The sequence below is a fragment of the Pseudomonas sp. GW821-FHT10B02 genome (assembly GCF_059415665.1).
The window spans coordinates 1-24,787 of the sequence record NZ_JBWKNR010000004.1 but is presented as its reverse complement, the minus strand read 5'-3'; the positions used below and the strand labels follow the sequence as shown (position 1 = coordinate 24,787).

Below are 24,787 nucleotides of genomic sequence, written 5' to 3'. Positions count from 1 at the left end.
CGCATCGATCAGAAACTCACGGGGTTCCGTGTTGGTTCGGTCGTGCGGCGCGCCGATTGGTCGGCAGGTACGCAGGGAAGTGACTATAAAGTCATAAGAGTGATAATTTAAATATCTTTATTGAATAAGCATATGGTGGGCTTCGGGCCCTCATCGCGGGGCAAGCCCGGCTCCTACAGCGTGGGAGCCGGCCTTGCCGGCGATGGCAACAACGCGGTGCCGGATCAACGCTCGCGCAGCGCTTCGGCCCGGGCACGAATGATCGGCTTGAGCAGGTAGCTCAGCACGCTCTTCTTGCCAGTGATGATATCCACCGAGGCGACCATGCCCGGAATGATCAACAACGGATTTTCATCCGTGCCCAGGTGACTGCGATCGGTACGCAGCTTGATCACGTAGAAGGTGTTGTTGTCTTCATCGGTAATGGTGTCGGCGCCGATCTGTTCCAGCTTGGCTTTCAGGCCGCCATAGATGGTGAAGTCATAGGCAGTGAACTTGACCATGGCTTCCTGGCCGGGATGCAGGAAAGCGATGTCTTGCGGGCGGATACGCGCTTCAACCAGCAGGGTGTCATCCAGCGGTACGATTTCGACCAGGTCGCTGCCCGGCTGAATCACACCGCCGACAGTGTTGACCAGCAGCTGCTTGACGATACCGCGCACCGGTGAGGTGACCAGGGTCCGGTTGACCCGGTCATCCAGGGCCTTGCCAGTGGCTTGCGCCTTGCTCAGGTCGGTGCGCGCCTCGTTGAGCTGAGTGAGGGCATCGCTGCGAAACTTGCCACGGGTCTCATCGATCTTGCGCTCGACTTCCTTGATCGCCGATTCGGCCCGCGGGATGGCCAGCGAGGTGGCATCGAGCTGACCGCGGTTTTCCACCTCGGCACGCTTGAGGCGCAGTACTTCAACCTGCGAGATTGCGCCCTGGGCCACCAGCGGCTCGGACATGCTGATTTCCTGACGCAGCAACTGCAGGCTGTTGCGGTACTGGGCTTGCTTGGAGCTGAACTCGCGCAGTTCCTGCTGGCGCTGCACCAGTTGCTCCTGCAAGCCACCAATTTCGCTCTGCAATTGCTGACGACGGCTCTGGTACAAGGCGTCTTCGTTGGCCGCCTGGCTAGGCGCAGCCTTGCGAATCTCTTCGTCGATCTTCAGCGGACGGTCTTCGACCTCGGCACTCAGGCGCTCTACACGCAAGGCCATGGCCAGGCGATCCGCCTCGGTCTCGCCGACATTGGATACGAAACGGGTATCGTCCAGACGCAGCAAAGGGTCGCCCGCTTCGACGATCTGGCCTTCTTTGGCAAAGATCTGCGCAACGATGCCGCCTTCCAGGTTCTGGATTTTCTGCAGCTTGGACGACGGAATCGCCTTGCCCTCACCACGGGTGACTTCGTCGATGATCGCGAAGTTGGCCCATATTCCAAGGAACAGGAAGAACGCGATTACGCCCCAGATGGTCATGCGTACGATGCGCGGCGCATCCTCGATGAGGGCCTTGTTGACCTCGGGCAGTGGCTGGCCATTGAGCGACTCGGAGCCTTTGAAGTACTTGCGCAGGCTGTTCTTGACCTGGCCCATATCGATCTTATGCAACACTGATCTGCCCCTTCTTCAGCGCATCCATGACGGCGGCTTTCGGGCCATCCGCAACAATCTGTCCGCGGTCGACGACGATCAAGCGATCGACCAGAGACAACAACGATGCCCGGTGGGTGACCAGGACCACGGTCTTGCTTTCAATGACGGCTTGCAGGCGCTGCTTGAGGCGCTCTTCGCCGGTGTTGTCCATGGAGCTGGTAGGCTCGTCGAGCAGCAGGATCTGTGGGTTGAGCAACAGCGCCCGGCCCAGGGCAACGTTCTGGCGCTGACCGCCCGAGAGGTTCTGGCCGCGCTCGCCGACCTGCAATTCATAGCCTTGCGGATGCAAGCGGGCGAATTCATGGACACCTGACAGTTCCGCGGCCTGCAGGACCATTTCGTCCTCGACGTAACGCGCACCGCTGACCAGGTTGTCACGCAGGGTGCCGGCCATCAGCTGGATATCCTGGGGCACATAGCCGATGTTGTGGCGCAGTTCACTGACGTCGATCTGGCGGATGTCCACGCCGTCGACCAGCAGCGAACCGCCGTCGGCTTCGTACAGGCCGACGATCAACTTGGCCAGCGAGCTCTTGCCCGAGCCGCTTCGGCCGATGATGCCGATTTTCTCACCCGGCCGGATGCTCAGGCTGACGCCTTTGAGCGCCAGGTTCTGCTGGTTCGGGTAGGTGAAATCAATGTTGCGGAACTCGATTGCACCCTGCAGCACCTGGCGGCTCAACGGGCGCTCTTCGAAGTTGCGCTCTTGCGGCAGTTCCATCATCTGATCGGTCGAAACCATGGTGACCTTGGCCTGCTGGTAGCGGGTCAGCAAACCGGACAGTTGCGCCAGCGGGCCGAGGGCACGGCCACTGAGCATGTAGCAGGCAATCAGGCCACCCATGCTGAGGTTGCCGGCAATGATCTGGTAAACACCGGCACAGATCAGCGCCACCCCGGCCAGTTGCTGGATCAGCAAAGTGATGTTCATCGCCAGGCCCGACAGCACCTTGACCCGCAGCTCCAGACGGCTGAGGGTGCCGATGGTCTGCTCCCACATGTACTGGCGTTCGCTTTCGGCGTTGTTGACCTTGACCGCATCAAGACCGGCCAGGGTTTCGATCAGGCTCGACTGGCGTTCGGACGCCAGGGCCATGGTCCGCTCCAGCGTCGCCACCAGGGGCTTCTGCAAGGCGTAGCCAATGCCCAGGGCGAGCGGGAAGGCAATGATCGGAATCCACACCAGATGGCCGCCGATGATAGCGATCACCAGCAGGATCAGCAGGGTAAACGGCAGGTCGATCAGGCTGGTCAGGGTCAGCGAGGCGAGGAAATCGCGCAGGCCCTGGAATTCGTGGATGTTCTGGGCAAAGCTGCCGACCCGCGCCGGGCGGTATTTCATCGCCATGCCGACGATACGCTCGAACAGCGTGGCGGAGATGATCAGGTCGGTCTTTTTCCCGGCAAGGTCAAGGCACAGGCTGCGCAGACCCTTGAGGATCAGGTCGAAGATATAGGCGCCGCAGATACCGACAGCCAGCACCCACAGGGTCGCGGTCGCCTGGTTGGGCACCACGCGGTCGTAGACGTTCATGACGAACAGCGGCGCGGCCAGGGCGATCAGGTTGATCACCAGGCTGGCGGCGATGGCGTCGATGTACAGCCAGCGGCTGCGCTTGAGCGTGTCGCGGAACCACGAGCGGGCGCGGGGAATCAGGTTGCCGTGGTTGACGTCGAACTTGTGCTGCGGCTGCGCGAAGAACACCCGCCCACTGTAGTCACTCTGCAACGCCTCGCGACTGACATGCACCTCGCCGCCATCGCTCTCGCTGAGCAACAGCCGCGCGGTGTCGTCATTTTCCCAACCGAGCAGTACCGTGCTGCGACCGTCCTTGAGCAGCAGCATCGCCGGCATGGCGATGCCCGGAATCTGCTCCAGCTTGCGTTGCAACAGACGCCCCTGCAGACCGGCACGGGCCGCCGCACGCGGCAGCAGCTCCGGGCTCAGGCGCTGGGCCGGCAACGGCAGGCCGGTGGTCAGCATCGCCCGGCTGGCGGGCTTCTGGTGCAACACGCAGAGGGACAGCAGGCTGTCCAGCAACGGATCATCGTGCTGACTGCGTGGATCATGGCTGAGTTGGACTCGACTGACTTCTGATTCCACGCGGTTTCTCTTGATGATTGCGGTTGGAGATTAAGGTGAACCTCAGTTCATGCCTGGCAGGCTGACCTTCGGTTTCATATCGTTTTGCACAACGGAGGCCATCGGCGCGACAACGCCCTGGCTCTTGAGCAGCTGGCCAATGGTCGCCTTGATTCGATATTGAGTAAACACTTGGCTGTTCTTCACCTCGGCCAGGCGACGCTGGGCGGTGAAGAGCTCGTTTTCACTATCGAGCAAGTCGAGCAACGTCCGCTCGCCCAGGCTGAATTGCTTCTGGTAGGCGCTGCGCACGTTGTTGCTGTAGTCGACGTATTGCTGGGCAATAGGCAATTGCGCGTTGGCGTTGTCCATAGCATTCCATGCCAGGCCTAATTCTTCATTGAGCTGGCGCAAGGCATTGTTACGAATGTCCAGCGCCTGGTTGGTCTGGTACGACTTGGATTCCAGATCGGCCTTGTTACTTCCACCGTTATACAGGTTGAAGCTCATACGCAGCATAGCCTGCCATTCGTTGTTGTGGCCGTTCATGCCATCAATATCGTTATCGGCCGTCCGTCCGAGTTCTGCATCGAAACGTGGATAGAACGTAGACTTTGCCGCCTCGTATTGTTTTTCCGCCGCCGCGATATCGGACTCCGCCGAACGCAGGATCGGGCTGCTTTCGACCATTTGTTGCCGGGCTTCGTCGAGGTTGGCTGGCAGCAGGTCGATAAACGGCGCAGGAGCGCTCAGCTCATCCGGCATCTGGCCAACCACGCTCAGGTAGTTGGTCTTGGCGTCTGCCAGGTTGGTCTGCTCGGTAATCAGGTTGTTACGGGCCTGGGCCAGACGCGCTTCGGCCTGGTCGAGGTCAGCCAGACGCCCCACGCCGCGGGCAGTACGCAGCTTGATCTGGTCGTAGATGCGTTCGTGACTGCGCAGGTTGTCTTCAGCCAGGCGCACCATTTCGCGACGGGTGAGGACGTCGAGGTAAACCTGGGCGACGGTCAGCGCGGTGCGCTCGGAGGCACCGAGCAAGGAGTAAGCGCGCGAGTTAACGGTGGCTTGTTGACGCCCTACTTCGCTGGAGGTGGCAAAACCGTCAAAAACCATTTGCCGCAGACGCAGGCTGGATTCACCACGGTTGAGGGTTTCCCAACGGTTGCCCGTGCTCGGACTGTCGGTCCCTTCGCGCCCGTAACCTGCCAGCACATCGACCTTCGGCAGATAGCCGCCCTTGGCAGCACGCAGCTGGTAGTCGGCCGCAATACGGCTGTTGACCCCGGCCTGGATTTCCGGATGCACCTCAAGGGCTTTTTGCATGGCTTCAGGCAGGCTTTGTGCTTGAACGAAACTGGCAGCAAGGGCGAAAGGAAGAGCAGTGAACAATGACGCGCGCATGAGACGTTTTTCCTAGGGACCTCTTGTCCCAGATCACAGCAAAAGGACGTTGCTGCATTCGAAAATGGCAACCAGCTTGACGTTCTGTCGGAAACTTCCGGAGGGGTACTCGAGCGTACGTAGGAAGGGTGGCAGCCGCTTAAATATCAATGTGACATTACGGTGTTGATTGTTTAGGATGGCGGCAGGAAGGTCAATAGTTTGGCATAAAGTTAATAGCCAAAAAATATAGACAAATATTTGACGGATGTAGCGTCAAAATAACATTTGAATCATTTCCATCGGAAAGCGGCAAATCAGCGCCGACTGGGCATGGAAGCCAACTGAACGGGTATTCGGAGAGTCCAATGAGCAGCGTTGTTGCCATCGTCAAAAGCATTGTTGGTCAAGTCATCGCCGTATCCCCGGAAGGGGCTCGGCGCGTCCTCATCGAAGGTGACCGCCTGCTTGCTGGCGAGCAGGTGCTGACCGGCCTGGCGGGCGCTGTAACCCTGGAGTTGGCCGACGGCCGCACGCTGGACCTGGGGCGCGATACGCAATGGAGCGCCGATGCGCCAGACAGCAGCACCGACCTTTCGGCTGCCACCGCGCAGGCCGCGCCTTCGGTTGAAGAATTGCAACAAGCTATTGCTGCTGGTGCCGACCCGACCACCGAACTGGAAGCCACCGCGGCCGGCCCTTCGGCTGCAGGCTCTGGTGGTGCTGCCGGTGGTGGCCACAGCTTCGTCATGCTGGATGCCACGGCAGGCTCGGTTGATCCGACCATTGGCTTCCCGACTGCCCCTATCGGTTTTGCCACAGATGACAACCGCCTGGATCTGGGCGGCCTGGACGATGCCAATAACGCGAACACCACCACGCCTACGCGCGAATCCGGCCTGACCCTGACCGCCACGCCGTCGATCACCGAGGCCGGTGGTGTGATCATCTACACCGCTACGTTGGGCCAGCCGCCGCTGACTGACCTGACCGTGACCCTGTCGAACGGCCAGGTCATCGTCATCAGCGCCGGGCAGACCACCGGCAGCGTCAGCGTGACCATTGCACCAAACGACACCGTGTACGTGGATGGCAGCGAGATTTCTGCGACCATTACCGGCACCAGCGGTGGCGCCGGCCTGATCATCACCCCGGACACCACCCCGGCGGTTACCCAGATCACCGACACCGTCGACACCACCACGGTCACCCTGAGCGCGAACCCGAGTATCACCGAAGGTGGCGTGATCACCTACACCGCCACCCTGACCAACCCGGCCCAGACGCCGGTGACCGTCACCCTGTCCAACGGCACCACCATCACCATCGGCGCGGGCCAGACCAGCGGCACCGTCGATGTCCAAACGCCAGCGAACGACGTCTACAACAACGGCAGCAGCGTCAGCACTACCATCACCGGGGCCACGGGTGGCAACTTCGAAAGCCTGGTGCCGGACCCGAACCCGGCCGTTACCACCATCACCGACTCGCTCGACAACACCGGCCTGAGCCTGACGGCCACCGGCACCGTCGCCGAGGGCGGTCAGATCATCTACACCGCGACCCTGACCAACCCGGCCGGCACCCCGGTAACGGTGACCCTGAGCAACGGCGCGGTGATCACCATTGCCGCTGGCCAGACCGAAGGCAGCGTCAGCGTAGCGGCACCTGGCGACGACGTGTACATCGATGCCGGCAGTGTTGGCGTGACCATCGACAAGGCCGATGGCGGCAACTTTGAGAACCTGGTGGTCAGCGAAGTACCGGCGGTAACCGAGGTCACCGACACCATCAACACCTCAACCGTCACCCTCACCGCGACCCCGAGCGTCGCTGAAGGCGGCGTGGTGACCTACACCGCTTCGGTGACCGCACCGGTTACCGGTTCGGCACTGGTCATCAACCTGGCCAATGGTCAGCAAATCACTATTCCCGTTGGCCAAAGCAGCGGTTCGGTCGAGTTCGTTGCACCCGACAACGTCCACACCACCAACCCGGACCTGACCAACAGCATCACTGGCACCACTGGCGGCAACTTCGAGAAGCTGGAAACCACCGGCAATCCGGTGACCACTGTGACCGATGGTCCGGATACCGAGGCGTCTACCGGTCTGTCCCTGAGCGCTACTGGCAACGTTGAGGAAGGCGGCCAGATCACCTACACCGCGACGCTGACCAACCCGGCTGGCACGGCCATGACCGTGACCCTGAGCAACGGGGCGGTCATCGAGATCAAGGCCGGCGAGACCAGCGGCACCGTCACTGTCGATGCGCCTACCGACGACGTCTACCTCGACGCCGGCAAGGTCGAAGCCACCATCGAGAGCACCGACGGCGGTGACTTCGAAAACCTGGTGGTAGACACCACTCCAGCCGTGACCGATGTCGCGGACACCTACGACACCTCGACGGTCAAACTGACCGCCGACGTCACCACCATCGGCGAAGGCGGCGTAATCACCTACACCGCCACCGTCAGCTCTCCGGTTACCGGCACCCCGCTGGTGATCACCCTGGCCAACGGTCAGAGCATCACCATCCCGGTTAATGCCACCTCCGGTACCGTGCAGTACACCGCGCCGGATAACGTGCACACCAGTAACGCCGACCTGACCAACAGCATCACCGGCACCAGTGGCGGCAACTTCGAGAAGCTGGAAACCTCGGGTGAAACCACCATCACCGTGACCGATAGCCCGGACACTCAGAACGAGACCGGTCTGTCCCTGAGCGCTACTGGCAACGTTGAGGAAGGCGGCCAGATCACCTACACCGCGACCCTGACCCACAAGGCCGGCACCGACATGACCATCACCCTGGATAACGGGGCGGTCATCGAGATCAAGGCCGGCGAAACCCAGGGCAGTGTGCTCTTCGATGCACCGACGGACGACGTCTACCTCGATGCCGGCAAGGTCGAAGCAACGATCGAGAGCACCGATGGCGGTGACTTCGAGAACCTGGTGGTAGATACCACTCCAGCCGTGACCGATGTCGCTGACACCTACGACACCTCGACGGTCAAACTGACTGCCGACGTGACCACCATCGGCGAAGGCGGCGTGATCACCTACACCGCCACCGTCAGCTCTCCGGTTACCGGCACCCCGCTGGTGATCACTCTGGCCAACGGCCAGAGCATCACCATCCCGGTCAATGCCACCTCCGGTACCGTGCAATACACCGCACCGGATAACGTCCACACCAGTAACCTGGACCTGACCAACAGCATCACCGGCACCAGTGGCGGTAACTTCGAGAAGCTGGAAACCTCGGGTGAAACCACCATCACCGTGACCGATAGCCCGGACACTCAGAACGAGACCGGTCTGTCCCTGAGCGCGTCCAAGTCGGTCGAGGAAGGCGGCCAGATCACTTACACCGCCACCTTGACCAACAAGGCTGGCACCGACATGACCATCACCCTGGACAACGGGGCGGTCATCGAGATCAAGGCCGGCGAAACCCAGGGCAGCGTGCTCTTCGACGCACCGACGGATGACGTCTACCTCGACGCTGGTAAAGTCGAAGCTGTGATCGAGAGCACTGATGGCGGTGATTTCGAGAAGCTGGTGGTGGACGCCACTCCAGCCGTTACCGATGTCGCTGACACCTACGACACCTCGACGGTCAAACTCACTGCCGACGTGACCACCGTGGGCGAAGGCGGCGTGATCACCTACACCGCCACCGTCAGTTCCCCGGTTACCGGCACCCCGCTGGTGATCACTCTGGCCAACGGCCAGAGCATCACCATCCCGGTCAACGCCACCTCCGGCACCGTGCAGTACACCGCACCGGATAACGTCCACACCAGCAACCTGGACCTGACCAACAGCATCACCGGCACCAGCGGCGGCAACTTCGAGAAGCTGGAAACCTCGGGTGAGACCACGGTTACCGTGACCGACGGTCCAGGCACCGAAGACACCACAGGTTTGTCCCTGACCGCGACGCTAAATGTCGATGAAGGCGGCCAGATCACCTACACCGCGACCCTGACCCACAAGGCCGGCACCGACATGACCATCACCCTGGACAACGGGGCAGTCATCGAGATCAAGGCCGGCGAAACCCAGGGCAGTGTGCTCTTCGATGCACCGACGGACGACGTCTACCTCGACGCCGGCAAGGTCGAAGCCACGATCGAGAGCACCGATGGCGGTGACTTCGAGAACCTGGTGGTAGATACCACTCCAGCCGTGACCGATGTCGCGGACACCTACGACACCTCGACGGTCAAACTGACCGCCGACGTGACCACCATCGGTGAAGGCGGTGTGATTACTTACACCGCCACCGTCAGCGCCCCGGTTACCGGCACTCCGCTGGTGATCACCCTGGCCAACGGCCAGAGCATCACCATCCCGGTCAATGCCACCTCCGGTACCGTGCAATACACCGCACCGGATAACGTGCACACCAGCAACCTGGACCTGAGCAACAGCATCACCGGCACCACTGGCGGCAACTTCGAGAAGCTGGAAACCTCGGGTGAAACCACCATCACTGTGACCGATAGCCCGGACACTCAGAACGAGACCGGTCTGTCCCTGAGCGCTACTGGCAACGTCGAGGAAGGCGGCCAGATCACTTACACCGCCACCTTGACCAACAAGGCTGGCACCGACATGACCATCACCCTGGACAACGGGGCGGTCATCGAGATCAAGGCAGGCGAGACCCAGGGCAGCGTGCTCTTCGACGCACCGACGGATGACGTCTACCTCGACGCTGGTAAAGTCGAAGCTGTGATCGAGAGCACTGATGGCGGTGATTTCGAGAAGCTGGTGGTGGACGCCACTCCAGCCGTTACCGATGTCGCTGACACCTACGACACTTCGACGGTCAAATTGACTGCTGATGTGACCACCATCGGTGAAGGCGGCGTGATTACCTACACCGCCACCGTCAGTTCCCCGGTTACCGGCTCACCGCTGGTGATCACCCTGGCCAACGGCCAGAGCATCACCATCCCGGTCAATGCCACCTCCGGTACCGTGCAATACACCGCACCGGACAACGTCCACACCAGCAACCTGGACCTGACCAACAGCATTACCGGCACCACTGGCGGCAACTTCGAGAAGCTGGAAACCTCGGGTGAAACCACGATCACCGTGACCGATAGCCCTGCCACCCAGAACGACACCGGTCTGAAATTGACCGCAACCACGTCGGTCGACGAAGGCGGCAAGATCACCTACACCGCCACCTTGACCAACAAGGCCGGCACCGACATGACCGTCTCCCTGGACAATGGCAAGACCATTACCATCAAGGCGGGCGAGACCACCGGTACCGTCACCATTGATGCGCCAGGCGATGACGTCTACCTCGATGAGGGGAATGTCGGCGCGAAGATCACTGGCACCAACGGCGGAGACTTCGAGAGCCTGGTAGTCGACGGTTCCACTGCGGTCACCAAGGTAACTGATACCATCGACACCACCACCCTGAAACTGACGGCAACCCCGTCGGTCGATGAAGGTGGCAAGATCACCTACACCGCCACCCTGAGCAACCCGGCAGGCACCCCGGTTACCGTGACCTTGAGCAACGGCAAGACCATCATCATCGCCGCCGACAAGACCTCCGGCAGCATCACCATTGATGCGCCAAGCGACGATGTGTACATCGATGCAGGCGACGTCAGTGCGACCATCACCGGTGCCAACGGTGGCAATTTCGAAAAACTGGAGATCAGCGACAAGCCCGCTGTCACCCACGTGGCCGATACCACCAACACCACTACGGTCGGCATCACCGGCACTACCTCGGTTGCCGAAGGTGAGTCCGCCAACTACACCCTGACGCTGTCCAGCAAGGCTGAAACTGACGTCACCATCACGCTGCGCTACACCGGTACCGCCAAAGATGGCTCGGACTTCACCGGCGTGGCCACCGTGACGATTCCGAAAGGCAGCAATACCGGCACCTTCAGTGTGCCGATCCTGCGTGACGGCATCGCCGAAGGCGCTGAGTCCTTCAATGTGCAGATCAGTTCGGCTACCGGTGGCAACTTCGAAAACCTGGTGGTTGGCGACAATGGCAGTGTGACCACCACCATTGTCAGCAACGAAGCGCCAGTCGCCGCCGGCGGCGCCGTGACCGGCACCGAGGATACCGACCTGGTGCTGACCTGGGCCAACTTCGGCATCACCGATGCCGACACCCCGGCCGCCAATCTGGGCCTGACCATCACCAAACTGCCTGCCGATGGCGTGCTGCAGTACAAGGATGGCGATGTCTGGAAAACCCTGACCAAGGCCGATGTCGACGCTGCCAAGACCTTCAGCAAAGCCGACATCGATGCCGGCAAACTGAAGTTCGTACCGGATCACAACGAGTCGGGCATCAACGCCAACGGCGGCAACGGTGTGGGTGACCAGAAGGCTGACTACGCACAGATCCAGTTCAAGCCAACCGACGGTCAGGGCATGGGCAACGAATCGACCCTCAAGGTCGATATCACCCCGGTCGCCGACGCGCCAAGCCTGATCATCGGCAGCAACAACGTCAACTCGATCGGTCTGGTCAAGGAAACCTGGAACAGCCTGAAAGGTCTGGGTACCAACGGTAACGGCATCACCGGTGATGCGTTGAAGACTGTCTTCGATAACGCCGGCAACCCGAATAGCAGCTCGACGGTGACCAACGCCCAGTCCAATGGCAGTGTGACCGGCGGTTCGGGTTCGAAGACCTCCGGCCTGATCTTCCTGGAAGCCGGCAAGACCTACAGCTTCAGCGGTGTCGGTGACGACAGCCTGCTGATCACTATCGGCGGCAAGAATGTGGCGTCGGCCACCTGGGGTGCCGGTGGCGGTATCAGCGGCTCATTCACGCCGAGCATCAGCGGTTACTACACTCTGGACATCTATCACGCCAACCAGAGCGGCCCTGGCAGCTATGACGTCAACCTGTCGGTCAATGGCGGCACGCCGGTCGACCTGAGCAACAGCAACATCCCGATGTACCCGAACGCCAACGAGCTGAGCAATGCTGGCGTTACCGTCGGCGAGCTGCACGGCGACAATGGCGAAGGTTACTACCAGGGCTACAAGCTCAACGAAGGCGCTGAGAACGGCACCGTCAAGCTGGTGGGTATTTCCACCGGCCTGACCGATACCGACGGATCGGAAAAGCTCAGCATCAAGCTGGGTGGTATTCCGGAAGGTTCGATCCTCAGCGATGGCGCTGGTCACACGGTTACCGTCGGCAAGACGGAGGTGGATGTCACCGGCTGGAACCTGAACGGCCTGAGCATCAAACCACCGGCCTACTACCATGGCCAGTTCGACGTCACCGTCACCTCGACTGCAACCGAGAAGGCCAATAACGACACCGCCTCCACCCCGGGCACGATCACGGTTACCGTCTACCCGGATACCTACCTCCCCGGCAACCTGACGGCGGAGAACGACAACAAGACCCTGGGCACCGAGAACGACATCGTGGTTGCCGACGTCAACGGCCTGCATGTAGTACCAGGGCAGGACTACAACCTGGCGTTCATTGTCGATACCTCGGGCAGTATGGAGAAGTCGGGCGTCGACGCGGCGAGAAAATCCCTGGAGTCGGTGTTCAAGACTCTGGCCAACAGCGTCAATGGTGCGCAGTCCGGTACGGTGAATATCCTGTTGGTGGACTTCTCCGAGAAGGTCAACACCACCGTCTCGATCGATCTTGCCGACAAGGACGCCCTGAAGACGCTGCAAAAAGCGCTCGACAACCTCAAGGCCGGCGGCAGTACCAACTACGAAGATGCATTCAAGACCACGGCCAACTGGTTCCAGAATCTCAAAGATGCCGGCAGCACCGGTAGCAACCAGACGTTCTTCATCACCGATGGCGAACCGAACGTGTATCAGCGGGGTGAGAAGACCAACCCGACATTCGCGTACTCCAACTACACGATGGATGATGCACTCAGGGACCTCAAGTACAAATCGGGCGACGTAATCAGAGATTACAAGGTGGGTGATGACAACCGGATCAGCATCGACAAATCCGGGTACCTCACCGCCGAGTATCGCTCTGGCAAATACTGGTACACCGATTACAACGCCTCTGGAAAACTCAATGCGCAAGGCGATGGCACCTTTGAGCTGTCCTATGCGGAATCGGGCTCCTATTGGGCCGGCGTCAACGCCAAAGAGGCATTCCTGCTGCTGGCCAATCTCTCGAGCGTTGAAGCGATCGGTCTGAATAACGGCGTCAACGCCAACGCCCTGCGGCCATACGACACCGACGGCAAACCGCAGACCAACATCGACCCGAGCAAACTGGCCGAGGCCATTCTCGGCCATACCGAGGCCACCAAACCGGGCAACGATGCGCTCGCGGGTGGCGATGGCAACGACATTCTGTTCGGTGACCTGGTCAGCTTCGACGGCATCGCCGGTAACGGCGTTGAAGCCATGCAGGCTTATGTGGCCGGCAAGCTGGGTGTGAATCTGGGCGATGTCGACGGCCGGGTGCTGCATCAGTACATCACCGAGCACGTCAGCGAGTTCGATGTGTCACGCGCCAATGATGGTGCCGACACCCTGCTGGGCGGCGACGGCAATGACATCCTCTTCGGCCAGGGTGGCGACGACTACCTCGATGGCGGCAAGGGCAATGACATTCTGCTCGGTGGCAATGGCAGCGACACCTTGCTCGGCGAAGAGGGCAACGACTTGCTGTTTGGCGGTGAAGGTAAGGACTTCCTGACCGGCGGCAAGGGTGATGACATCCTCACCGGTGGCAGCGGCGCTGATACCTTCATCTGGAAAGCCGGCGACACGGGCAAAGATGTCATCAAGGACTTCAAGCCTGCCGAAGGTGACCGTCTGGACCTGAGCGACCTGCTGCAGGGCGAGAAGGCCAGCACCATCGACAACTTCCTGAAGATCACTACGGTCAATGGCGAGTCGACCTTGCAGGTCAGCTCCGAAGGCAAGCTCAACTCCGCCGGTGGCCTGGCCAACGCCGATGTGACGATCAAGCTGGAAGGCGTCAACTGGGCCAACACCACGATCAACTCGCTGGTGACCGGTGCCGACCCGACCATCAAGATCGACCACTCCAACAGTTGATCCATAGCCTGCGCCAGCCGCTGTCCGGCTGGCGCAACGCTGCGGACTTTCCCTGTACCGTGTCACAGCGCATACTCGCTGGCCGGGCTTCACGCCCGGCCAGCTTGGCCTATGCTGCTGACTGCGGATACGGACTGACACTTCAGAGGGATACCCCATGTTCTACGTGCAACGCGATGCACAGGGCCAGCTAGTCCGGGTAGAGGCCGCACCCTACGCCGAGTACACAGAGATGCTGCCGGCCGACCATGCCGAGGTTCAGGACTGGTTTGCCGACGACGTGGTCGAGAACAGCCTCAAGCAACTCAAGCAAAGCGACCTGGACATGATCCGGGTGCTTGAAGACCTGATTGAAGTACTGACCACCAAAGGCGTGATCAGCATCACTGACCTGCCACCCGGTGCTCAGGCCAAGTTGCTCAGCCGCTCAAATGCCCGCCAGGTGCTGGGCGGGCTGACCAACCTGATCGATGACAGCGAAGAGAACGGCGGCCTGATCTGAACAGTGCAGGCCCGCTGCGGGCCTGCAGCCACTTGCCTCAACGCCAGGGTGCCGGCTCGCCCACCAGACGTCCCTGAACGCCCTGGATGCCCATCTCGCGCAATACTTTCAGCTCACCTTCGGTTTCGACCCGCTCGGCAATCAGCGGCAGGTCGATGCTGTGTGCTGCGCGCTGGATCGCTTCGATGAACAGGCGCTTGTGGCGCTCCTGGTCGATAGCGCGAATGTAGCTGCCGTCGATCTTCAGGTACGCCAGCCCCAGATGAGCCAGGTTGCCGATCATGCTGAAGCGTCCGCCAAAGCGTTGCAGGCTCAGGCTGAAGCCAAGCGCACGCAAGCGCCGGGTCAGTTGCTCCAGCACGGCCTGATCGGGCAGCTGCTCTTCGCCGAGTTCCAGCGTCAGGCGCGGCCCCAGTGCCGGATGCTGGCCGAGCAGCTCATAAACCCGCTGCAATGCACCCGGATCGGCCAGGGTGGCTGCCGACAGGTTCAAGGCCAATGATTCGGTGTGGTTCTGCATGTGCTTGAGCACCTGCTCAAGCATCAGCACATCAAGCCGCGCCGACCAGCCGAAGCGCTCCAGCCAGGGCAGGAAACGTCCGGCGGCAATCGCCTGCCCCTGAGCATCCAGTACCCGCGAAATGACCTTGTAGTGCAACACCTTCTCCGGCGCATCGCTGGCCACCACTGGCTGGAAGAACAGCTGAAAGCGCCCTTGCTGCAGCGCTTCATCGAGCAGTTGGTGCCAGGCATGGTGCGTATCGCCCGCCTGCGGCGCAGTACCTTGCTCCAGGCAGACCCAGCCCGGCTCTACCTGGTTCTCGGCCCGGGCCAGGGCCTCGTCTGCGAGTTTCAGCAGGGCCTGAGGTGCATCACCCGGACTGTAGGGCGCCATGCCGATGCAGGCCACCGGCGTGACGTCGGTGGCGCCGGTGTCGGCCAGGCTCTGCAGGGTCACTTCCAGGGCCTGGGCCAGCTGCACCGCTTCTTCGTGCACCAGGCCGGGCGCCAGCACGGCGAACTCACCACCACGGCTGCGGGTGATCAGGTTGTTGGTTTCCGGATAGTTGGCGCAGGTGCGCTGCAACTGCTGGCCGACGGCCTGAAGCAATTGATCGGTGCGTTGACCGCCAAGGCGCTGGTTGAGCCCGGCCAGGTCCTTGACCCGTAGCAACAACAGGTAACCCGGCCGGGCCTCTTCGATATTGCTGACCTGGGCGTTGAGCTGCATCTCGAAATAGCGCCGGTTGGCCAGGCCGGTCAGGCTGTCCTGATAAGACTCGACCCGCAGTTTTTCACTGCGCTCGGCCTGTTCCTTGAACAACGCCTTGAGCTTCTCGACCATCTGGTTCATGGCCTGGACTACCCGCCGCAGTTCAGGGGTGCTCGGCAGATCGGGCAGGCTGAGGAACTCACGGCGGGCAATGGCGTGAGACTGCGCCACCATGTAGTCCAGCGGCTTGAGCTGGCGACGCAGCAGCAGGGCACCGAGCACCGCGCTCAAGGCACCACACAACAGCAACCAGCCCAGGCTGCCCAGGGCGCTCTGCCACAGCTTGGCCAGGGCGAACATCGGATGGCTGACCACCTCAACCCGCGCCGCCTGCTGCCAGCCACGGCTGACAATCGCATCGCCACCGGCAGCTTCAAGGCCGATCAGGCGAATGAACCACGCCGGTACACCGTTGGCATCAGCCTCGGCATGCCGCTCCACCAGCACGGCACTGGAGCCCAGGTCGATGACCTTGATGCTCGAGTAGTAGCCGCTGTCGAAAATCGAACTGACCATCAGCTCGACCATCGCCGGATCATCGATGTTCGGTGTCAGCGACAGCGCCAGCGCCGTGGCCGCATCCTGGGCGTGCGAGCGCAGCTGGTTGACATACTGGCTACGCGAACTTTCCAGGCTGACCATGAAGCTGCCGCTGAACGCGACTACCAGGAACAGGCAGATGGCAAGCAGCAATTGTTTGAACAGTGACATCTGTGCTCCTTTAGTAAACCGGTTCGGCCGGGAAACCTTCGGCCTGCATCTTTTTCAATAGATCCTGCCAACGCGACAAGCGTTTGGTGTCGCCGACTTTCTTATTGCCCGCAGCACCGGTCAGCCACAGGCCTTCACCGTTGAAGGAATAGACCGGCAACAAGTCGGCACGCTCATTGGCGGGCTTGATCGCGTCCATCAGGCTGTCGAGCACCAGTGGCATGGCATTGGGGCTCGAGTAGTAGGTCAGGACCATGTGCGCGCGATTCTGGCGCAGCGCCTTGACGTAGGTGATGCGCAGTTTTTCCGCCGGGACCCCCATGCGTCGCAGGCTGAAGTACTTGGCGATAGCATAGTCCTCGCAATCGCCCTGGCCCTTGATCAAGGCCTGTATCGGCGTTGCCCAGTAATCGACCTCACGCCACAGATCGATGTCTTCGACATAGCGCAACTGGTGATTGAAGAACAGGTTGACCCGTTTGAGCTGCTCGGCATCGCTGCCCTGCTTTTCTGTCGCCAGCATGTTCTGCCAAGCATCGATACGGCCTTGTCCCGCGCCTAGCGGCCCGTACAGCGACTGGGCACGCCGGCTGATCTGGGAAAAATCCCAATCGGCCTGCAGGCTGCCCAACAGCAGGCAGCCGAACACCACGGCAAGGCCCAGCCGACGCATGGTCAAGTGAACAGCCCAACGTATCGCCAATGCGAAAACCTGCGCAGACCTGTGGAAAAGTATCGATGGTGCGGCCTTGCCCATTAAAAAACAATGGCACCTTGCAATCACCGCAATATCAACCAGCCTGTCTATTGGCAGCCTCCCGGCCCCAGTACGTCGGCTCGACTTCCCTTGGAGAAAAACTTCATTCACGATAGCAACTACTGCCGCAGTAGCGCGGTTTGACAAGGGCTCCTGCGCTAACTAGGGTGATTGGATCCAATGATCAAAGCAATTAGACATCAAGGACAATGTAAAGCGTGACCGAAAAATCCAGACCTCTGAGCGAAATACTGGGCAGCGAGCAAGTGCCGCCGCACCTGGCTCGTAGTGTGATTGAAGAGCGGTTGCGCAGCGCCATTCTCGATGGCCGCCTGCCACCCGGTCGGGCCCTGCGCCAGCAGGAGCTGGCGACGTTGTTCGGGGTCAGCCGCATGCCGGTGCGTGAAGCGCTGCGCCAGCTTGAAGCGCAATCGCTGCTGCAGGTAGTGGCGCACAAGGGCGCCGTGGTCGCGCCGCTGATCGGTGAAGATGCCGTAGACACCTATGCGTTGCGAGTGCTGCTGGAATCCGAAGCACTGCGTCAGTCGATTCCTCTGCTCGATGCTGACGATATCGCCCTCGCCCGCAGCTACATCAGTCAACTGGAAAACGAAACCCGGCACGCTGAAATCGGCCGCCTGAACCGCCTGTTCCACATGAGTCTGTACAGCAAGGCCTCGAACAAGAAGCTGCTGCACCTGATTGAAGTCGAGCTCAACGAAGAAGAACGCTTCCTGCGCTTTCACCTGTCCTCGATGGGCCTGGGTAAACTGACCCAGGACGACCACAACGGCTTGGTCGATGCGGCCAACGACAAGTCGGTCGATGATGCCATCAGGGTGCTTGAGCGCCATCTGAACACCGCAGCAAAAACCATCAAAGCCTACCTGAACAGTCGACCGGTAGAGTGATCCCGAGCCTCTGAGCTACGGACGGGCAGCCATCATCCTGGTGTGATGGCTGCCCAGACCTTCTGTCTTTCCCCCTGCCCCTTCAGCCAGACATGGCAGCGTCCGCGTTTTCGGCACACTCTAGTTCGCGCAACGACCGCTGATCGCCTTTCAGGCGGGCCAGGCCGTTTGCTCGTCCAGAACATGCAGAAGGAGCCAGTCGCCGGGCAAGGACCGATACCGATCAGCTGCCCACCGAACCAACACCCCGATAGCCCTGCCCCAGTAGTGCTCCGAGTGAGGCATTCGCTCATGCTGTTTTAATTCTGACCCTTAATTGTCGGAAGGAGCACTTACATACCAATAAAACCTTCACGGAGAGTTTTATACAACACACTTATATTTAAAAAACATACAGCGCAAATATATTCAACAAACTTATTGCGCCAAACTCGAAAGTTGTTCTAACTTTTAAATCGCCAGCCACAAGCGAGCCACAACCAGCTTGCGCACCCTGTAAACACCTGCCGTCATGGGCCCTGGCAAAACACCCGAAGCATTTTTATCGACTTTGCAATCGAGACACCTGCTCGACTGGAAATAGATAAAGCGCTGTAACAAATAAACAGCCGGGTACTTACCAAGTACTGATGAGGGAACATTATGACCACGTTTGAATCGACACTGGCGCATTACAAAGAACAACTTTCCAGCCATCCGATTTTTGCCGAGATCCATTCATTACCGGTACTTCAACGGTTCATGGAAACCCATGTGTTTGCCGTCTGGGACTTCATGTCACTGACCAAGCGCTTGCAACAGGAACTGACCTGCGTTGCTCTGCCCTGGCTCCCCCCGCAAGACCCGAAAGCCGCACGCCTGATCAATGAGATTGTACTGGGCGAAGAATCTGATGAGCGCCTCGAACAGGGTCATTACAGCCACTTCGAGCTGTATCTGGACGCCATGCGCGAAGTAGGCGCCAGCACCCAGGCCATCGAACGCTTCGTCAGCCTGCAACGTGAAGGCATCGGCTACGCCAGCGCGTTGCAACAGGCCGGAGCCAGCGATGCAGCCCGGCAGTTTGTCTGCCACACCCTCGACATCGCCCTCAATGCTCCGGCGCACAGCGTGGCCGCAGCGTTCCTGCACGGGCGGGAAAGCGTCATCCCGGGGATGTTCCAGCGCATCCTTGATGACTGGGGCATCAGTGGCGAACAGGCACCGACTTTTCGCTACTACCTGCAACGGCATATCGAAGTGGATGCCGAAGACCACGGCCCGGCCGCCGAGCAATTGCTCGCCCGTCTGGTCCAGGACGATCCACAACGTAAGCAGCAGGTGTACCAGGCGGCCATTGCGGCGGTGCAAAGCCGTATTGCCCTGTGGGATCGCTTGCTTCTGTCGATGCGCACTCTCCAGGTCGAGGTGAGTGTATGAACGCCTCTGACTATCAGTCCTTCGCCGAGACCTGGGAGAACCGGGCAACCATCCGCACCCGGCCCAGACGCATGGTCGAAGATGATCAGCGCCTGATCTACCCGCTCAGCCGCCAGCCGCTGGTGCTGACGGCGAGTTTTCTGCGTGAATGCCCGCAGTTGCGCGACCTGGCCCTGGTGCACAGCCTCTACAAGTTCATCAACGATGTGGTGATCTTCGAAACCGAAATCGTTGATCGCACCGCCCGCCGAATCGCCAAGGACCGCTTCGCCATCCGCTTTCCCTTCGCCTGTCGCTATGACGCGATGACAGTGGTTGTCGATGAGGACTACCACGCCTTGGTGGCGATGGACTTCATGCAACAGACCATTGCCCTGACCGGCATTGAACCGATCAGCCTGCCCGATGAAATCGAACTCAGCCGCGCCATCCCGGCGGCACTGGCCCTGGCGCCAGCCCACCTGCGCGACGCTCTGGAGCTGATCTGTGTCGGCATTGCCGAGAACACCCTGACCGACGACGTGGCCGCCTTCGCCCGCGATGACACGGTCAAGCCCTCGGTCAAAGGGCTAATGGCCGACCACCTGCTCGATGAAGGACGTCATTCGATGTTCTGGGCACGCTTGACGCGGATCTATTGGCAAAGCGCCGCAGAGCAAGATCGCCGGTGCATCGCCGAAATCCTTCCGGTGTTTCTCGAGCAGTACCTGACCAACGAGATCCAGAAAGCCTTCGACTTCACCCTGATCGATCACCTGCCCGTAGCTCCTTCGATACGCCAGGCGTTGCGTGTGGAAGTGCTCGCCATGGCCTACCCGATCAATCACCAGCATCCGCTGCTGGGCAACATCCTGCGCTTTCTGCGCAGCAGCTCGATGCTCGATTCGCCTTGCGTGCAGCGCGCACTGGCGCACTACCTGCCCGAGCCAAGGAGGGACTCATGAGACGTCTCGAAATTCTGTTGGTCGGCGCCAGCCCGGCGCTGACCCGTGTCTGCCAAGCGTTGGAACAACAGGGCCATGGCGTCTCCCAGGCCAGCAGCGCCCAGGCGTTGGCGCAGCACACAGGGCAGCCTGGACTGGTCATCGAAGATGGCAGCCTGACGCTTGATTCAGCCGCCTGGCGCAACCTGCACGTGTGCGCGCTACTGAGTCTGCGCCTGGGTGCCAGCCAGTTGCCCGGTCATGAGCTACCGCGGCTCGATTTGTTGTGCTGGACCGGCAGCGCCACCACCCAGCGCCTGATCGAACGTCAGGCACTGACAACTGACCCGTCGGGCAACGGCCAGCAATTACGTGTGCAAGCAATGGACGCCCTGCAGGCGTTGATCGCCCTGCATGTCAGCCGGTTCGCCCGTAACCCTGAGCATCTGCTTGAAGCCACAGCCATCACCTCAGGCCAGCATGACTGCGAGCACAGCCTGGACTGGCTGGAGCAGCTGGCGTTGTTTCACCGCTTCAACCAGACCACGGACCTGGCGCTGCTGGAGCAAGCCGAAGTCTCGCTGATCGAACAGCTGGAGCGCAGCCTATGTAGCCATGCGCACAAGCCCGCACTGAACCTGGATGGCCAGCGCATCAACTATCGGCAACTGCACACGCAAGCCGCCGCCATCCAGCAACAGCTGCTGCGTATGCTACCTGCCGCTGCCGACCCGCATCACAGCAGCGTGATTGGTGTCTGCCTGGGCAAGTCGTCAGCGCTCTACGCCAGCCTGCTCGCCGTGCTTGGTTGTGCCGCGGTGTATCTGCCGCTGGACCCAAGCCAACCGGCGCAACGTCTGAGGCACATTCTGCGCGACGCCAGGGCCAGTGCGTTGCTGCATGATGGCCAGTTCGATGCTGATGACCCCTGTCTGCCGACGCTGAACGTGCATCAGTTGCCTATCGATCTGCAAAGCCTCCCACCGCCGCTGATGCGCCAGCGCCCGGCCATGGATGCCCCCTGCGCGGCGATCTATACCTCGGGCACCTCCGGCCAGCCCAAGGGCGTACTGCTTAGCCAGCGCAACCTCAGCCACTTCCAGGCCTGGTATGCCGCGCATGTTCAGCTCAACCAGCACAGCCGGGTGCTGCAATTCTCGACCATAGGCTTCGATGCTTCGCTGCTGGATGTTCTGCCGACGTTGATTTGCGGCGCCGAGCTGGTGGCCCCCAGCGAAGACCAGCGACGTGACCCGCAGCAACTGCTGACGCTGATCCGCCAGCAAGAGGTCAGCCATGCCTTCCTGCCGCCCGCGCTGTTGAGCATCCTGCCACTCGACCAGCCGCTGGGCCTGAGCCACTTGATCACCGGTGGCGATGTCTGTGAACCAGCGGTGATCGCTCAACTGGCCGGACAGTGTCAGTTGCACAACATCTACGGGCCGACCGAAGCCACGGTGCTGGCGACCACCCGGGTCTTCCAGGCAGGCGATAACCCCCGCAACCTGGGGCGTCCCATCGCCAACACCCAAGTGTTGATCCTGGACCAGGACCTACAACCCGTTCTCGAGCAACAGCCCGGTGAGCTGTACATCGATGGCCTCGGCGTCGGCCTGGGCTATCTCAACAACCCCGCCTTGAGCGACGAGTGTTTTCTGCAGCTGACATTGGCCGACGGCATCAGCCGGCGTCTGTACCGCACCGGTGATATCGGCAAATGGAGCGCTGATGGCATCGAACTGTGTGGCCGTCGCGACAATCAGGTGAAGATCCGCGGCTTTCGCGTCGAGCCCGAAGAGATCGAGCATTGTCTGCGCAACAGTGGGCTGTTCCGCCAGTTGGCAGTGGTCATCGATGATCAACGGCGAATCCTGGTCTTCGCCGCCCAACCCCAGAGCACGCCGGATGATGTCGCCTTACGCGAATATGCCGAACTTCATCTGCCCGACTACATGCGTCCGGCTTTCTACCAGCTGCTAGCGCAGATGCCCTACACCGCCAACGGCAAAGTCGATCGCCAGGCGCTGCTGAAGCTGCCTCGGGGGTTACTACAGACCGAACAACGTCTGCCCCCGAGCAACCCCACCGAAACACGTCTGCGGGCCTTGTGGAGCGAGCTGCTGGGCTTGTCCGAAGCGGAAATCGCTACCGTCGACAGTTTTTTCAATCTGGGCGGCCATTCCATCCTGCTGTCGCGCTTGTTGCTGGAGGTGCGCGAACAGTTCGGCTGCGGTATCCCGATCAACCGCTTTATCGAGATGCCGACCGTGCAACGCCTCGCGCAGCTGGTCAGCCCGCAAGCACCGATCAGCAGCGCTCTCGATCCCCGGGCCGAACGCGATGCCCGTCGTGAGCTGCAACTGGTCGTTCAACCCATGGCGCGACTGGGCGATGTGCACAAGGTGATTGTCACCGGCGCCAATAGCTTTCTCGGTGTTCACCTGGTCGAAGCCTTACTGCAATGGGGTGCCAGCGAAGTCGCCTGCCTGGTCCGGCGCAATGAGCAGCAATCAGCCCATGAGCGCTTCCTTCAGGCCCTGGAAGAAAACCGGCTAAGTTCACTGGACCTGAGTCGGGTGAAGGTATTCGACGCCGACTTGCGCCTGCCGCAACTGGGCCTGAGCGATAGCGATTACGACTACCTCGACAGCCAGTACGGTGCCCTGCTGCACAACGCAGCGCAGGTCAACCATGTGCTCGACTACCAGACCCTGGCCGCCGACAACATCGAGCCGCTGTTCGAATGCCTGCGCCTGTGCGAAGGCCGGCGCAAGAAGATCTTCAACTTTATCTCGACTTTGTCGGCCTGCAGTGCCATCGACAGCGACGGTCAGGTACTGGAACAAGAACCGGCGCAAACGCCGCCCATCTACCTGCGCAACGGTTACAACCTGAGCAAATGGGTCGGCGAACGCATTCTCCAGCGCGCTCGCGCCGAGGGCGTGTGGGTCAACCTGTATCGCCCCGGGAACATCAGTTTCAACAGCCGTACCGGCGTCTGCCAACCCCAGCGCAATCGCCTGATGTTGATGCTCAAAGGATCGTTGCAACTGGGCCAGGTCCCGGCGCTGGAGCTGAACTTCGACCTGATGCCAGTGGATTTCCTCGCTCGTTTCATCGCCTTCCACAGCAGCCGCTACCAGGCCGGCCACGCCGTGTTCAACCTGCACAATCCCGAGCCGCTCAGCTGGTGCGACTACGTTCAGGCCTTTCGCGAGCACACACCCCCCTTCGAGCTGGTCAGCGTGGCGCAGTGGCAACGCCAGCTGCGGCGAGTCGATCGGGACAACGCGTTGTTCGACGTACTGGGCTTTTACCTCGACGGCTTCGGCGACGACATCGGCGATATCTCCAACATCCAGCACCGCAACGCCCGCGCCGGCGTCGAGCGCATGGGCGCCCGCTACCCGGCCAAGTCGCCAGAACTACTGCAGCGCGGCTGCCAGTACCTACGCGACATCCGTTTCATCTGACCCCTTCAACCCACGCAGGAGATCCACAGCATGCAAGTACTTCAACCCGATACCTTGATCCGCAATCCGCACGGCTGCCAGGTAGTTGCCAGCGTCGAGATCGCCGCGGACGCCGCCAGCGTCTGGAACATCGTCGGCAACTTTGCCGGCTTCCCGGTGTTCATCCCGGCGCTTGCCCACATCGACATGACCGGTAGCGGCGTACGCTCGGTGCGCAAAAAGCTGTTCAAGGACGGCAACGTGGTCATCGAGCAGCTCAATGCCCGCGACGAGCAGGCCATGTACATGACCTGGAGCCTGATTTACACCAGCCTGAACATCGGTAATCTTTGGGCGGCCATGCAGGTCGAGGCGGTGGATGAGCGCCGTGCCCGCGCTACCTGGACCATCCAGGCTGAGCCTTACACAGGTGGTAGCGACGCCCTGCCGGGGTTTCAGGCGTTTCTTCAGGGCTTTGCCGATGACGCGCTGAACAATGTACGCAACCTGCTGAGCTGAAGCTGTAGGCCAGAAATGACAAAACCCCTGTCTGCAATGCAGACAGGGGTTCTGGAATTGAATCTTGACGATGACCTACTCTCACATGGGGAAACCCCACACTACCATCGGCGATGCATCGTTTCACTGCTGAGTTC

Annotated in this window: 12 protein-coding genes and 1 rRNA gene; 7 read left to right on the top strand and 6 right to left on the bottom strand. The window is 60.7% G+C overall.

Features of this window, described 5'->3' with window-relative positions; all coding sequences use genetic code 11:
- Positions 1-224 precede the first annotated feature (224 nt).
- Genes AC07OF_RS07905 through AC07OF_RS07895 form a run of 3 tightly spaced genes read right to left on the bottom strand, consistent with a single transcriptional unit; the run spans position 225 to position 5,124 of the window.
- On the bottom strand, positions 225-1,580 hold the full coding sequence (locus tag AC07OF_RS07905) for an HlyD family type I secretion periplasmic adaptor subunit (RefSeq protein WP_198325420.1): 1,356 nt from the start codon (positions 1,578-1,580) through the stop codon (positions 225-227).
- A 7-nt stretch (positions 1,581-1,587) separates the two neighbouring features.
- Entirely contained in the window at positions 1,588-3,744 is a 2,157-nt protein-coding gene (locus AC07OF_RS07900; protein ID WP_157190706.1) for a type I secretion system permease/ATPase, read from the bottom strand.
- Positions 3,745-3,786: 42 nt separating this feature from the next.
- A complete protein-coding gene (locus tag AC07OF_RS07895) occupies positions 3,787-5,124 on the bottom strand; it encodes a TolC family outer membrane protein (RefSeq protein ID WP_157190705.1) in 1,338 nt (445 codons plus the stop codon).
- Positions 5,125-5,471: 347 nt separating this feature from the next.
- Between AC07OF_RS07895 and AC07OF_RS07890 the strand changes: the two genes are divergently transcribed.
- Both AC07OF_RS07890 and AC07OF_RS07885 read left to right on the top strand, forming a co-directional pair.
- Complete coding sequence (locus AC07OF_RS07890; RefSeq protein ID WP_495072742.1) at positions 5,472-14,183, top strand: retention module-containing protein; 8,712 nt, start codon at positions 5,472-5,474, stop codon at positions 14,181-14,183.
- A gap of 157 nt (positions 14,184-14,340) precedes the next feature.
- The gene (locus AC07OF_RS07885; RefSeq protein WP_038605348.1) at positions 14,341-14,685 is read left to right on the top strand and encodes a hypothetical protein; all 345 of its coding nucleotides are present in this window, start codon (positions 14,341-14,343) and stop codon (positions 14,683-14,685) included.
- A gap of 37 nt (positions 14,686-14,722) precedes the next feature.
- Here the strand turns inward: AC07OF_RS07885 and lapD are convergent, their stop codons facing one another.
- Positions 14,723-16,669: a cyclic di-GMP receptor LapD gene (lapD, locus tag AC07OF_RS07880; RefSeq protein ID WP_157190704.1), complete on the bottom strand. Its 1,947-nt coding sequence runs from the start codon at positions 16,667-16,669 to the stop codon at positions 14,723-14,725.
- Positions 16,670-16,679: 10 nt separating this feature from the next.
- Positions 16,680-17,342, bottom strand: a complete 663-nt coding sequence (gene lapG, locus AC07OF_RS07875; protein ID WP_408635414.1) for a cysteine protease LapG — start codon at positions 17,340-17,342, stop codon at positions 16,680-16,682.
- A 302-nt stretch (positions 17,343-17,644) separates the two neighbouring features.
- Here lapG and AC07OF_RS07870 point away from each other — a divergent pair, with 302 nt between their 5' ends.
- The 5 genes from AC07OF_RS07870 to AC07OF_RS07850 all read left to right on the top strand — a co-directional run bounded on the left by AC07OF_RS07870 (position 17,645) and on the right by AC07OF_RS07850 (position 24,650).
- Complete coding sequence (locus AC07OF_RS07870) at positions 17,645-18,337, top strand: GntR family transcriptional regulator (protein WP_038605341.1); 693 nt, start codon at positions 17,645-17,647, stop codon at positions 18,335-18,337.
- Positions 18,338-18,979: 642 nt separating this feature from the next.
- Positions 18,980-19,756 (top strand): DUF3050 domain-containing protein, encoded by a 777-nt coding sequence (locus AC07OF_RS07865; protein WP_495072741.1) that lies wholly within the window; start codon positions 18,980-18,982, stop codon positions 19,754-19,756.
- Positions 19,753-20,700 carry a diiron oxygenase gene (locus AC07OF_RS07860; protein ID WP_495072740.1) on the top strand — a complete coding sequence of 316 codons (948 nt, stop codon included), beginning with the start codon at positions 19,753-19,755 and terminating at the stop codon, positions 20,698-20,700. Before AC07OF_RS07865 ends, AC07OF_RS07860 begins: the two co-directional genes overlap by 4 nt.
- A complete protein-coding gene (locus tag AC07OF_RS07855; RefSeq protein WP_495072739.1) occupies positions 20,697-24,152 on the top strand; it encodes an amino acid adenylation domain-containing protein in 3,456 nt (1,151 codons plus the stop codon). The genes AC07OF_RS07860 and AC07OF_RS07855 overlap by 4 nt, the downstream gene beginning before the upstream one ends.
- A 30-nt stretch (positions 24,153-24,182) precedes the next feature.
- Positions 24,183-24,650: an SRPBCC family protein gene (locus AC07OF_RS07850; protein WP_495072738.1), complete on the top strand. Its 468-nt coding sequence runs from the start codon at positions 24,183-24,185 to the stop codon at positions 24,648-24,650.
- Between the two features lie 62 nt (positions 24,651-24,712).
- Here the strand turns inward: AC07OF_RS07850 and rrf are convergent.
- Positions 24,713-24,787, bottom strand: a 5S ribosomal RNA gene (gene rrf, locus AC07OF_RS07845); the annotation flags it as partial.